This window comes from Duncaniella muricolitica (assembly GCF_910574735.1).
Lineage (GTDB): Bacteria > Bacteroidota > Bacteroidia > Bacteroidales > Muribaculaceae > Duncaniella > Duncaniella muricolitica.
Genome location: NZ_CAJTCF010000091.1, coordinates 1 through 13,300, shown reverse-complemented (window position 1 = coordinate 13,300; position 13,300 = coordinate 1). Strand labels below are relative to the sequence as shown.

Here is a 13,300-nt window from a genome sequence, read left to right as displayed (position 1 = left end):
TTTTTTTAGTGTATGCCCGGTTTTCAACTTCCTGAGAATCGAATATACGAACTAATCTCGAAAAATTCCAGATTATTCTAAAATATTCAATTCTCAGAGGCTTTAATCAGAGGAGTTCTGCAACACCCTCTGTGCGAGCTTAGGCCATGGCAAGCACCCGCGTAAGCGGTGCGCAGCCATGGTACAGAACAATTATCCACGGCATGTGCCGCGTAGCGGTACAACAATACAAGCGTATCAAAACGTTAAGTCGCAGTGAATTACCATCATGACATTTTGTGGCACCGCTACGCGGCGCATCGTTTTACATCTGTCTTTATACCATGGCAGCGCACCGCTTGCGCGGGTGCTTGCCATGGCCTAAGTTCGCACAGGCCCTACAGGCCTTTCCATGTCACAACTGATTAAATCATAAGTTTTGCAACACCCTCATTTCTTTATATCGTGCCACTCCGGGCACACCTCCGCTGCGCTTCAGTGTACCCGGTTACGATCAAATCTGCGTCCTGCGGACGCCCTTTCGGGATATAGAGTAGCATGTGTGGGGCCTGTGCGGTTGCGGAAGCCTGCGGACACGTATGTCAGGCAGAATTGGGGCGGGCATTAATCTGTGATGCACCGATATTCCAGCTTGAGCCAATTGTAGTAGTTGACAGCATCGGAAACTAAAAAGTCATTCAAATCGGCATCGCCGCAATCGAATGACTTTATCCGTGTATCGGCATCTATCTGCCGGAAAATGAATTTGCCAAAGTCCATAATTACATCGGGAATGTGCTTATGGCTTTGAACGCCTCATACGCTTTTCTTGCCGCTTCCTTTTCAGCCTTGCTGACGGGAGCGGGATTCGCCATTCTCTTGGCAAAATTTTCAGCGTCCTTGCCCCTTAATACAGGGGTCTCTTTGATAGGTCGTGCCATGTCCGTACTCCTTTGTCGTTTATTAGGTTACAAAGATACAACAAAATTCTGATATATAGAGTTGTTACGCCGAAAAATCTTGCATCCACGATTGCAAATAGACAGAGAGTGAGGAAAAGGACTCCGACTCTTTTGCAAGATTTTACAAAAATTAAGACTCTGAATGACAACCATTGAGAAAAACAAGCTAATTTTGTAGTTGGGCTGACAACGGTCAGTACTCCACATTTTAGTTAAACTACCGAATAATCATATGAATAACCTGATTAAACACTTGCTTGTGATAGTCGCCGTCATGGCACTTGCGGGATGCACCACATCCAAATCGACGGTTTCCAGGAATGTCGATCTGTCAAAATATGAGTATGCCATGGTAATCAACAACGACACATATCATATTCCGGCCGAGCTGATGGAGTATGAAATCATGTTGTTTGATGCTGTCGAGGATTCGCGTCTGAAACTCGTGAGCGATGCCCGTATTTACGAATTGTCACGCCCCCAACAGGAAAAACTCCTGCTGGTCAAATATGGAGTGAGCATCAGCACCGAAGAAACTATCGTGACTGTCAACTTCATAGACTATTTCACCGGCCGACCGGTGGCATCGTGCCGTGGAGCCTACTCCTCGCTGGGAGTCGCTGGTGCCTCGCATGATATAAAAGGAGCCATCAAACGGGTGGCGAAGCAAATCTCCGAAACATTTCCCAAATAAACGCCCACCGACAAAGCATCCGCTCCATCCGGGCAATGAATTTTGCCATAACCTTTTAGCTGACAAAGACTACGAATATAGACACCAAAGGGGAGCGGAGATTGAGGGCCTTTGCGACGGGGTGGGAATCGTGCTTTACATAAAAATAAATTATTAACAAAAAATAGTTGCAATTGGGCGCAAATAGCAGTAACTTTGCGGGCGAAATTCTGATGACACATCAATTCTTATAAGCTATGAAACATCTCGATTTGATTCTTGCCGAGAAACTCCTTAAAATCAGTGCGATCAAGCTCCAACCCGACAATCCCTTCACCTGGGCTTCAGGCTGGAACTCACCTATATATACCGACAACCGCAAAACTCTCTCCTATCCCGACGTGCGCAGCTTTATCAAGGTAGAGCTCAGCCGCATCATCCTCGAAAATTTCCCCGAAGTGGAAGCCGTAGCCGGTGTGGCCACAGGTGCCATCGCCCAGGGCGCACTCGTGAGCGACACTCTCGGTCTGCCCTACGTATATGTCCGCGCCACTCCCAAAGACCACGGTCTTGAAAACCTCATCGAAGGCGATCTCCGTCCCGGCAGCAAGGTAGTGGTAATCGAAGACCTCATCTCGACCGGCGGCAGCAGCCTCAAGGCTGTCGAGGCCATCCGCAACGCCGGATGTGAGGTAATCGGCATGGTAGCCATCTTCAGCTACGAGTTCCCCGTGGCCACCAAGGCTTTCAAGGACGCCAACGTCAACCTCATCACTCTCTCCAACTATTCGGCTCTCATCACCGCCGCCCTCGAGACTGGTTTCATCCGCGAGGACGATGTAGACACCCTCAAGGAGTGGCGCAAAGATCCCTCGATGTGGAGCCCCGTCGTAGACAAAGAGGACGAATAATCCTTTTTGTCAGTCTGAATACATTATATCAAAGTCAACAGGAGTCAAGGGGCATACCCTCTTGACTCTTGAATTATCAACTAATAAACGCTACAACATGTCAGTATACTCCGGCAAACCCGTAACCATCGCGCGCAACATCGACGAAATCTACGCCAAGGTCAGCGACCTCAGCCAATATCGCGATATGGTGGAGCAGCTCCCCGCCGAGCAGCGCGAGAAGCTCCAGGGCATAGAGTTTCGCGGTGAAGCCATCAAGATGGATGCTCCCGGCGTGGGCGAACTGGTGTTTAAAATCACCGAGCGCACCGCTCCCACCCATGTAGGCCTCAATGCCGAAGGATGTCCCATCCCCCTGAAACTCTCGCTCGACATGGCCGATGTCGACGGCGCGAGCACCCGGCTTACGCCCCGCGTCGAAATCCAGATTCCCGCCATGCTCCGACCCTTTATCGGCAACAAGATACAGGAGGCCGCCGACAAATTCGGAGAAGTCTTCACTTCGCTTTTCCCCACAGTATGACCCGCAGCCTTCTCTCCCGGCTCGCAGTCATAACGCTTTCACTCATCACGCTCATCTCGGCCGGATGTCACTCCGTCGACGATGAGCGTATTCCTTATAGCGAGGTCCGGCTCAAGTTTACCACCATAGGCGACTGGCACCGCTATGGCATAGGGGGCGCGGCCGAGAGCAAACGATATATCAAAGCCGGCAACACGCGCGTGCCCGCCGACTTTCCCTACACCGACATGGACCGCACCGGCTATGGCGGTCTGCTGCTCTCGATGGATGCCATGGGCAATCTTGTGGTCTATGATCTGGCATGTCCCTACGAAGTGCGCCCGACGGTGCGGCTCACCGTGCCTGAGGGTGAGCCCTATGCCCAATGCCCCGAGTGCGGGAGCACCTATGACATATACACCAACTATGGCCATCCCCGCTCCGGTCCCGCCGCCGACAAGGGCTATGCACTCCGCCGCTACTCGGCCGTATGGGGCGGCTCACTCGAGTATCTCGTCATAACCCGATAACCCTCAGGGGGGATACAAAAGGACAAAAGTTTCAAAAGAAACAAAAGTTTTATTTTTTAGTTGTCTCTAAATCAGATGACTTATTAAATAAAAAACTTTTGTTTCTTTTGAAACTTTTGTCCTTTTGTATCCCCCTACCCTGCCCTCACAGCCGGCCTTCGTCGGCGTAGGAGTAGGATTTGGAGCGGGCTATGATTATGTGGTCGAGGACGTTGATGCCGAGTATTTTGGCCCCGTCCTTGATGCGGGCGGTGAGACGGTCGTCTTCTCCGCTGGGCGATGCGTTGCCCGACGGATGGTTGTGCACGAGGATGATACCCTCGGCCAGACAGTCGATGGCTCGTTTAAGTAGCAGTTTCACATCGACCACCGTGCTTGCTGTGCCGCCCTGCGAGATGCAACGCTTATAGGTCACACGGTTGGAGCGCGAAAGCATCAGCACCCAAAACTCTTCATACTCGAGTCCTTCGAGCAGCGGGCTCATCAGCGCAACGGCATCACGGCTCGACCTTATCTGAGGGTCCTCGCGGCCTAAGGCTTGCTCGCGGTTGCGACGGCCGAGCTCAAAGGCCGCCGCAAGACTTACAGCCTTGGCCGGCCCGACCCCTTTGTATTTGCTCATCAGCTCGTTCATGCTCAGGCGCGCCAGCATGTCGAGACGGTTGTCGCAGTCGCGGAGTATGCCCCGCGCCATATCGACCACCGACATGCCCGGCAGACCTCCGCCAAAGATAATGGCCATGAGTTCGGCATCGCTCAGCGCGCGTATGCCATGGGCGAGAGCCTTCTCGCGCGGCATATCGTCTTTGCTGAGGTCGAGTATGCGGGTCGACACAAAAGGCTTTTCGGCATCCATAATTAAATTCTAAAACAGCAATAAACTAAACTCTAAACTCTCAACTTTAAACTCTCAACTTTAAACTCTACTTTCCTTTGCGGATAAGTATCTCTTCCTGAATGTCGCGGCCGCGGCCGAGCAGGATTTTAGTCACATAAGCCTTGATGAAACCCGTCCCGTAGCCGCATATCTGAATCACGCTTGCCGGCACCGCCTTGAGCGCGATGACGAGCGAACGGGTCAGCACCAGCGCGGTGACAAATATGGCCAGCAGATACAGGCCTATGGGCAGCAGCCACCATGGTGACACGAATATGCCGAGCAATACGAGCACCACGCCCATGATCACGGCTATGGCCGGAAGTGTGTGGACCGCTTTCATCGAACCGGGATAGAGAAGTTTGAGCGTGATGCGCGACATGCCGAACACATGCACCTGACGGAAAAACTTCCTGAAATCCACCCTGCGTTTGTGGTAGACATAGGCCGGACGTATGAGCCCCATGGAGAAGCCCGCGCCGCGTATGCGCATGCTCATGTCGATGTCCTCGGAAAACATCTCGCGAAAACCGCCCACTTTGTCATAGACCTCGCGCGAGAAGCCCATGTTGAACGTGCGGGGGGTAAACTTCTCGAGGCTCACCTTGCCGCCACGTATGCCGCCGGTGGTGAGCAGCGATGTCATGGCATAGTTGATGGCCTTCTGGGTGGTCGAAAACGACTCGTGGGCTGCGTCGGGGCCGCCGAAGCAGTCGAGCGGACGGCTGTCAAGCTCACGCGAGAGGGTCTCGAAATATCCGGGGGGTATCACGCAGTCGCTGTCGAAAAATATGAAATAATCGCCCTCGGCCCGCTCCATACCGTAGTTGCGGGCTATGGACCTCCCCTCGTTTTCCTTATAGAAATACCTTGCTCTCACGCCGGGATGACGGCGCACGGCCTCCTCACACGGCTCGGTGGAGCCGTCCTCGACTATCACTACCTCAAAATCCCTGCAGGTCTGGGCCTCGAGGCTCTCCATGAGGTCGCTGACTTCGTCTATGCGGTTATAGACAGGCACTATGACTGAAAATCGGGGATGCTTTTCCATCAGCACATACGGTTTTTATAGTCCATATAATCAAACTGTCGCAGATAGCGGCAATCGCCGCCGGCGTCACACATCACCATCGAGGGGTGCTGTATGCCGTTAAACATTGTGGTCTTGACGGTGGTGTAGTGGTTCATGTCCTCGAGCGTAAGCCTCTGCCCGGGACGCAGCGGCTCGGCAAAGGCCCAGTCGCCCACAAAGTCGCCGCTCAGACATGAGTTGCCTCCGAGACGATAGACGGGGAGTCCGGGAGCCTCGGGCACACTCTCGGTGATGGCCGGCTTGTAGGGCATCTCGAGACAGTCGGGCATGTGGCATGCAAACGATGCGTCGATAATGGCTGTCTTCACGCCCTGGTTCTCGACCACATCGAGCACCGATGTAATGAGGTCGCCGGTGCGCCACATCCACGCGCTGCCCGGCTCAAGCACTACCTGAAGCCACGGATAACGTGCGCGAAATCCGCGGAGCACGCTTATGAGATGGTCCACGTCATAGCCCTCGCGGGTCATGAGGTGGCCGCCTCCGAAGTTGACCCACTTCACCTGTCGGAGATACCCGCCAAACTGCTCCTCAAAGGCCTCGAGCACTTTGGCCAGGTCGTAGGAGGAGCTTTCGCACAGAGCGTGGAAGTGGAGTCCCTCTATACCCGCGGGCAACGAGCCGTCAAGCTGTCCGGCTGTCACTCCGAAACGCGAGCCGGGCAGGGCCGGGTTGTATATCTCCGTGTCGATGACCGAACATTGCGGGTTGACCCTCAGTCCGGGCGACACTCCTGCGGCAAGCGCGCGCTCGCCGTAACGCTCCCACTGGCTGAGAGAGTTGAACGTGAGATGTGTGGCCCGCGAGAGAAATTCGTCAATGGTCGCGGGAGTGTAGACGGGACAGTAGACGTGGGCCTCGCCGCCAAGCTCGTCGTTGCCGAGACGCAGCTCGTTGAGCGAACTGGCCGTGAAGTCGCGGTTATACTCTCTGACCACGTCAAACGAACGCCACAGGGCATTGGCCTTGAAGGCCATGATAATGTTTACGCCTGCCTCGCGCTCCACGCGTGTTATCAGCTCGAGGTTGCGGCGCATGCGCTCTTCGTAGACAATATAATAGGGGGTAGGTATCTCTTGTTGGGTCATAAAATCATAAATTTAGCATATTTGAACAGCAGTTTGCGGTTCTCCATATCGTCGCCCTCAAAGGCCACCGTCATCCTCGGGTCACTGCCCATGGTGTCGAGCTCAATCACCACACCCACACCAAACTTGGCATGGCGTATGCGTGTGCCCACGCTCACCTCGCTTGCCGAATGGAGCGTGAAGTCTCCGTCGGCCGACGGCTGCGCGGCTGTAGGCCGCTGCGCCCTCGGAGCCGAGAGCGGACGGCGCAACTCGCTGAGCGAACGGGCCGACCCTGCCATCGAGGGGGTGAAAGAGACACGGCTGCCGCGCGACGGAGCCGATGCGGCCGCTGACGACGAGGCAAAATCGTTGCCGGTGTCGAGATGGAGAAAACGCGGGTCGATGTCGCCGATGAAGCGCGAGGGGCGCGGGAAGACTGTCTTCCCGTTGCGGTAACGCTGTGCGGCATAGCTTATCATGCAATATTTGCGCGCTCTCGTGATGGCCACGTAGAGCAGACGACGCTCCTCCTCGATCTCGGCGGGCGACTGATTGGCCATGGCCGAGGGAAATAGATCCTCCTCGACTCCGACCACAAACACGTTGTCAAACTCCAGTCCCTTGGCGGCATGGACGGTCATGAGCATGATGCACTCTTCGTCGTCATTACGGCTCATGTCCTGGTCGGTGACCAGCGATACTTCCGACATGAAATGGCTCAGCATCACCTCATTGCTTCCCTGCTCTTTTTTTGTTTGGACAAATTCATGTACAACTCCCAAGAGTTCCTGAAGGTTTTCCTGCTTGGATATGCTCTCGGGAGTGCGCTCATGCAGGAGCATGGAGAAGACTCCGGTGGTCTCGATGATGTGGCGGGCCACGTCATAGGCATTGTCGCCGCGGTCGTTGCGTTCTATAAATCCGTCAATGAGTCCGGCAAAGGCCGCAAGTTTCTTTTTGGTGCCGGAGTTGAGACCGCAGTCATAATCGTCCATATGAGTTATGACCTGCCACATGCTCACCCTTGCGTCCATGGCCGCACGTGTAATCTTGCCGAGGGTGGTGTCGCCTATGCCGCGCGCAGGGAAGTTGATGACCCTGCGCAGGGCCTCGTCGTCGTCGGGATTGAGCGAGAGGCGGAAGTAGGCTATGGCATCCTTCACCTCCTTGCGCTGATAGAACGACAGGCCGCCATATATCCTGTAAGGCAGATTGCGCTTGCGCAGCGACTCCTCGAGCACGCGGCTCTGGGCGTTGGTGCGATAGAGGATGGCAATCTCGTCATATGAGCCGCCCGAGGCACGCTTGACCTGCGACACCTTTCCGGCCACCAGAGCAGCCTCCTCATAGTCGCTGTAACAGCGGGCCACATCGATGAGCCGGCCGAGGTCGTTTTCGGAATATACGTTCTTGGGTATCTGGTCGCGGTTTTTGCTTATGAGGCTTCCGGCGGCATTGATGATGTTTTGGGTCGAGCGGTAGTTACGCTCGAGTTTGAAAGTCTCCAGGCCGGGAAAAGAGGTCTCAAGATCAAGGATATTGCGCATGCTGGCCCCGCGGAACGAATAGATGCTCTGGGCATCATCACCCACCACACACAGCCGTCCCGACTCTCCGGCGAGAAGCTTGACTATGAGATGCTGGGCGAAGTTGGTGTCCTGATACTCGTCGACCAGCACATATCGGAAAAACTCCTGATAATCCCGTCTGACATCCTCGTTGTCTCTCAGCAACACATTCGTATGGTAAAGCAGGTCGTCAAAGTCCATGGCCCCGGCCACGGCGCAGCGGTCGCGGTAGTTGCGGTATATCTCCCACATGCGCGAACGCCTGTTGCGGGCGTCGGCCGCCATCAGTTCGCGGCTGTCGGCATAGTCTTCGGGCGAAATCAGCGCGTTTTTAGCCCATGAGATGGCATTCTGGACAGTCGACGGTTTATAAATCATATCGTCCAGCTCCATATCTTTGATTATCAGTTTAATCAGAGCCTTAGAGTCGGCCGCGTCGTAGATAGTGAACGAGCTTTTGAAGCCGAGTCTCTCGGCGTTGACCATGAGTATGCGGGCAAAGATGGAATGGAACGTCCCCATACACAGACTGGAGGCCACCTTCTCGCCCACGAGGGCCTGGATGCGCTCGCGCATCTCGCGGGCGGCCTTGTTGGTAAAAGTCAGTGCGAGAATGCGCCACGGCTCATAGCCCTGCGCCAGCAGATGCACTATCTTGTAGGTCAGCACCCTTGTCTTGCCGGAGCCGGCTCCGGCAATGACAAGCTGCGGGCCGTCGCAGTATTCTACGGCCGCCCGCTGCTGAGGGTTCAGTTTTCCGAGATATTCCTCTTGATTCATTTCTTATTAGGGTCCTTTACGAGAAGACGGTCACCGGCGTCCTCGACAATCGAGCGGTAATAACGCTCGTCATATCCGGGGAAGTCGGGCGACACACACATACCCTCGGGTGTGCGCATGAACTTACCGTCCTTTTCCTTCTTCACGTTACCGTCAAGATATTTCACCAGCAGGTAATCGCCAAGATTCTTATAGTTGCGCAGATAGCGTTGCGAAGCCATCATGGAGTGGTTGCGCACCACGTTGAGAGCCTCGGCCTCGTCCATGCCTTTGACAGCGGCCATCAGAGCCTTGACCTCCGAGTCGAGAGTCTGCTCCTCGGCGTTCTGCACACGGCGGATGTCGGGTATCATCTGCGAATAGCGGTTGTAGGCCTGGTTGGCCACATAGTTGTTGACCCAGAAGGCAGCGTCCCACGAGAGGGTGAGCATGTCGCCGTTGCCGTGGGCAAACTCGGCGGGCACCTCGGTGAGACAGCTATACATGGGCACGTAGACACAGGTGTTGGCATCGTCGACACCAAACCAGAGTATGCCCTTCATCATCGAGGGGTGAGCCCGGTTCATCTGCGACACAAAGGAGAATCCGGTCTGCTGTGTGGCGATGGCGCGCTCGTTGAGATACTCCTTGCCGTCGACCTTGAATGTCATGGGACGCCAGCGGTAGGGCACCTTGTAGGGGCCTGCGCCCACGTCTTTGGTCATATCCATGGGAGTGTCCTCGAAGTGGTCGCGCATCATCCAGCGCATATCATTGAGGGTCAGTTTATTGTCGGGCTTCACCCAGAGGGGTATCGTCTCGCCCTTGGCCTCCATGACCCAGGGGAGATATTTGTCCATGCCCTTGGCAAAGCGGTTGAAGTAGCTCCACACACGGCCGTCGCATCCGCGGGTGGCGGTGCCGTCGAGCTCACCGTAGGCAAGCGAGAAGCTGAAATCCTCGTCCTTGCCCTTGTAGTAGCCCTGCTTGCGGGCAAAGTCGATCACGTCGGGCGAATAGATGGTCTCCTTATCGTTGAGCGGAAACTTGTGGATGCGCGGATGGTTGGCATGGCCCGAGATGCAGTCGTCGGGCACACGGCGGGCCACCCACACGGCACCTTTCTCCTTGCCGCCCTTGCCTATGAGCTCCATCACCCAGGCCTCCTCGGGGTCGGCGATTGAGAATGACTCGCCGCTTGAGTGGTAGCCATACTCGGCCACCAGGTCGGTCATGATCTTCAGGGCCTCGCGGGCATTGGTGGCGCGCTCGAGGGTGACATATATGAGCGAGCCGTAGTCCATGATGCCGGTGGTGTCCTCGAGCTCATGACGTCCGCCCCATGTGCTCTCGGCGATGGTCAGGCCGTGCTCGTTCATGTTGCCTATGGTAGTGTAGGTGCGCTCGGGCTGGGGTATCTCGCCGAGATACTTGCCTGTGTCCCATTCATATATCTTGCGCATCTCCCCGGGGGCATGAGTGGCACCGGGAGTGTGATAGAGTTCGCCATAAAGAGTGTGGCTGTCAGCGGCATAAGTCACAAGCACCGAGCCGTCGACGGTAGCGTTTTTTCCGGCAATGAGACTGGTACACGGAAGACCGATGGCGGGCACCATAAGGGCAAGCCCGAGCATTAATGATTGAATTTTCATGATGATGACTTTGGTGGATTTGTTGCAATATTGTTGCAATTCACTGTTGTATAGTGCAAAAATAACTCTTTTTTTTGAAATATCTTGAATGTGTGACGCTTTTTTCTTACTTTTGCTTGCGAGGTATGAGAGGTTGTTAAAAATCGCTCTCTTCTCCTTACGTTTTCGCATCAATTCAGTTACAACTATTTAATAACTTTCACAAAAACACTATTTACATGAAAAAGTATTTAGCAGAGATGATCGGCACATTCGTGCTGGTACTCATGGGTTGCGGCAGCGCGATATTCGCCGGCATCGGACTCGGCACCACCGGCTATGGTGTCACCACCTTGGGAGTGGCATTCGCCTTCGGTCTTTCGGTCATAGCCATGGCCTACACCATCGGCAACATCTCGGGCTGTCACATCAATCCGGCCATCACCTTGGGCGTATGGGCCAACGGACGCATGAAAGGCTCCGAGGCAGTCAACTATATGATTTTTCAGGTAATAGGAGCCATCATCGCGTCGGCCGTGCTCTATGTGCTGGTCCACACGGGCAATGAAGCCGGCGTCGAAGCAGTGTTTAACAGCACTACCACCACGGGAGCCAACTCGTTTATGCCCGGCAATATAGTACCCGCATTTATCGCCGAGGTAGTGTTTACTTTCATCTTTGTGCTCGTAGTGCTCGGCACCACCGACGAGAAGAAGGGAGCAGGCAACTTTGCAGGTCTGGCCATCGGTCTTACACTCGTGCTCGTGCATATCGTATGTATCCCCATCACCGGCACATCGGTCAATCCGGCCCGTTCGGTAGGCCCGGCTATCTTTGCAGCCATCGAAGGCAATGCCGTACCCCTCGGTCAGCTCTGGCTCTTCATCGTGGCTCCCTTTGTGGGCGCGCTCGGCAGCTCGGCTGTATGGAATATGATCAAGAAGTGATTCACTATAGTTTATACAGTTTATAAAGTCAAAAAAGTTAAGAGGAATGATGTGTTGATACCATACATTTCTCTTAACTTTTTAAACTCTATAAACTCTTTAAACTTTAAACTCTCTAAACTTTTTAAACTTTAAACTCTCTAAACTCCATAAACCCTCTAAACCACAAGAATATGCGACTCAACGGCCGACGACAAAGCTCAAACTTCGATGACCGGCGCGGCCGGGGCATCGGCTCGGGACTTAAAATCGGCGGTGGTATTGGCGCGGTAATCGTCGCGGCAATCATCGCCTGGATTTCGGGTGGAAACCCGCTCGACGTTCTCATGCAGAACGCGGGGCAGATTACCTATGGCGGCTCAGGCCAATCGGCGGCCTATACGCCTACCGCTCAGGAAGAGGAACTTGCCACTTTTTCCAAACAGATACTTGCCGGAACGGAGGATGTATGGACCAAACTTTTTGCCGAACAGGGTCTTGAATATGAGCCGCCTACGCTCGTATTTTTCACCGGTTCGGTCAACAGCGGCTGCGGCAACGCCACTGCCCAGACCGGTCCTTTCTATTGTTCGGCCGACCAGAGCCTGTATATCGACCTGTCGTTTTTCTCCGAAATGCGCAGCACACTCGGTGCCGACGGAGACTTTGCCTATGCCTATGTCATTGCCCATGAGGTGGGCCACCATGTGCAATATCTGCTCGGCACTCTCACCGATGCCCACCAGCGGATGTCAAGACTCAGCGAGGCGGAGGCCAACAAGATTAGTGTGGCTCTTGAGCTTCAGGCCGATTATTATGCCGGCGTATGGGCTCATCATGACAATAAGATGTTTGGTTCGCTTGAGGACGGCGATATAGAGGAGGCTCTCGACGCCGCGCAGAAAATCGGCGACGATTATCTCCAGAAACGAGCCCAGGGATATGCCGTGCCTGACTCGTTTACCCACGGCACATCGGCCCAGCGCGAGGCTGCCCTAAAGTCGGGCCTCCGCACGGGGCAGTTTCCTCAATCACTATAGTCTATAAAGTTAAAGGAGTTAAAGGAGTTAAAAAGGGACCAAGCCGAAGTTACGGTGCATCACAGATTAATGCCCGCCCCAATTCTACCTGACATACGCGTCCCCAGACATCACATGCATGCCACTCTATATCCGCAAGAGAGGGTGTTGCAAAACTTATGATTTAATCAGTTACCGCCAGGAAAGAGGGTGTTGCAAAACATTAGTAGCTGATTTGTACCCGTCAGGGGCAAGGAAAGAGGGTGTTGCAGAACTCCTCTGATTAAAGCCTCTGAGAATTGAATATTTTAGAATAATCTGGAATTTTTCGAGATTAGTTCGTATATTCGATTCTCAGGAAGTTGAAAACCGGGCATACACTAAAAAAACAGCGAAAATCGGTCTTTTCAGGCCGATTTTTGTATGTTTTTATGCAATTTCAGGATATTAAGAGCCATGAATACGAAGCCGAGATCCATTGTGACCTTGGCTTTTCCGAAGTGGCGGAAGCGTGTGTATCCATGATTGTGTTTGAGTTGTCCGAAAACCGGCTCAGGTTCCAGCGACCTTCGCTTTAGCTTCTGCTGATTCACCGGAAGATCAAGCCTGGCCTTTGCTTTCCTCTCTTGCCGGATATTACCTAATTTGCGATGTATCTCACCATGTTTGTTCTTTGTGAGGATGTAACTATTCAGCGGACGCGCCGATGTAGTCGCCGTTTAGAAAAGGGCGAGGATTGCGTTGTAGGGCGAGTTGCCGTGCTTCTTGGTTGTCTCGACGATTGAATGCAGATCCATAAA

13 protein-coding genes are annotated in these 13,300 nt (G+C 53.9%); 6 read left to right on the top strand and 7 right to left on the bottom strand.

Annotated elements, in window-relative coordinates:
* Positions 1–761: 761 nt before the first annotated feature.
* Positions 762–920: a hypothetical protein gene (locus tag QGT73_RS15260; protein ID WP_164913280.1), complete on the bottom strand. Its 159-nt coding sequence runs from the start codon at positions 918–920 to the stop codon at positions 762–764.
* Positions 921–1,173: 253 nt separating this feature from the next.
* Between QGT73_RS15260 and QGT73_RS15255 the strand changes: the two genes are divergently transcribed.
* The 4 genes from QGT73_RS15255 (at position 1,174) to QGT73_RS15240 (ending at position 3,557) form a co-directional block, all read left to right on the top strand.
* Positions 1,174–1,635 carry a hypothetical protein gene (locus QGT73_RS15255; RefSeq protein ID WP_280123000.1) on the top strand — a complete coding sequence of 154 codons (462 nt, stop codon included), beginning with the start codon at positions 1,174–1,176 and terminating at the stop codon, positions 1,633–1,635.
* Between the two features lie 236 nt (positions 1,636–1,871).
* Positions 1,872–2,525: an orotate phosphoribosyltransferase gene (pyrE, locus tag QGT73_RS15250; protein WP_123616978.1), complete on the top strand. Its 654-nt coding sequence runs from the start codon at positions 1,872–1,874 to the stop codon at positions 2,523–2,525.
* 97 nt (positions 2,526–2,622) lie between these two features.
* Positions 2,623–3,048, top strand: a complete 426-nt coding sequence (locus QGT73_RS15245) for a hypothetical protein (RefSeq protein WP_123616977.1) — start codon at positions 2,623–2,625, stop codon at positions 3,046–3,048.
* Positions 3,045–3,557 carry a hypothetical protein gene (locus QGT73_RS15240; RefSeq protein WP_123616976.1) on the top strand — a complete coding sequence of 171 codons (513 nt, stop codon included), beginning with the start codon at positions 3,045–3,047 and terminating at the stop codon, positions 3,555–3,557. Before QGT73_RS15245 ends, QGT73_RS15240 begins: the two co-directional genes overlap by 4 nt.
* Positions 3,558–3,702: 145 nt before the next feature.
* Here QGT73_RS15240 and radC read toward each other — a convergent pair whose 3' ends face one another.
* The 5 genes from radC to QGT73_RS15215 all read right to left on the bottom strand — a co-directional run bounded on the left by radC (position 3,703) and on the right by QGT73_RS15215 (position 10,576).
* Positions 3,703–4,413 (bottom strand): RadC family protein, encoded by a 711-nt coding sequence (gene radC, locus QGT73_RS15235; RefSeq protein WP_280122999.1) that lies wholly within the window; start codon positions 4,411–4,413, stop codon positions 3,703–3,705.
* A 67-nt stretch (positions 4,414–4,480) separates the two neighbouring features.
* Entirely contained in the window at positions 4,481–5,485 is a 1,005-nt protein-coding gene (locus QGT73_RS15230) for a glycosyltransferase family 2 protein (RefSeq protein ID WP_280122998.1), read from the bottom strand.
* Positions 5,485–6,615: a carboxynorspermidine decarboxylase gene (nspC, locus tag QGT73_RS15225; protein ID WP_280122997.1), complete on the bottom strand. Its 1,131-nt coding sequence runs from the start codon at positions 6,613–6,615 to the stop codon at positions 5,485–5,487. Before nspC ends, QGT73_RS15230 begins: the two co-directional genes overlap by 1 nt.
* A complete protein-coding gene (locus tag QGT73_RS15220; protein ID WP_280122996.1) occupies positions 6,612–8,945 on the bottom strand; it encodes an ATP-dependent helicase in 2,334 nt (777 codons plus the stop codon). Before QGT73_RS15220 ends, nspC begins: the two co-directional genes overlap by 4 nt.
* Positions 8,942–10,576 (bottom strand): C69 family dipeptidase, encoded by a 1,635-nt coding sequence (locus QGT73_RS15215; RefSeq protein ID WP_280122995.1) that lies wholly within the window; start codon positions 10,574–10,576, stop codon positions 8,942–8,944. The genes QGT73_RS15220 and QGT73_RS15215 overlap by 4 nt, the downstream gene beginning before the upstream one ends.
* A 218-nt stretch (positions 10,577–10,794) precedes the next feature.
* Here QGT73_RS15215 and QGT73_RS15210 point away from each other — a divergent pair, with 218 nt between their 5' ends.
* Positions 10,795–11,502 (top strand): MIP family channel protein, encoded by a 708-nt coding sequence (locus QGT73_RS15210; RefSeq protein WP_280122994.1) that lies wholly within the window; start codon positions 10,795–10,797, stop codon positions 11,500–11,502.
* A gap of 173 nt (positions 11,503–11,675) precedes the next feature.
* A complete protein-coding gene (gene ypfJ / locus QGT73_RS15205; protein ID WP_280122993.1) occupies positions 11,676–12,521 on the top strand; it encodes a KPN_02809 family neutral zinc metallopeptidase in 846 nt (281 codons plus the stop codon).
* Between the two features lie 386 nt (positions 12,522–12,907).
* Here the strand turns inward: ypfJ and QGT73_RS17560 are convergent, their stop codons facing one another.
* On the bottom strand, positions 12,908–13,183 hold the full coding sequence (locus QGT73_RS17560) for a transposase (protein ID WP_425278412.1): 276 nt from the start codon (positions 13,181–13,183) through the stop codon (positions 12,908–12,910).
* Positions 13,184–13,300 lie beyond the last annotated feature (117 nt).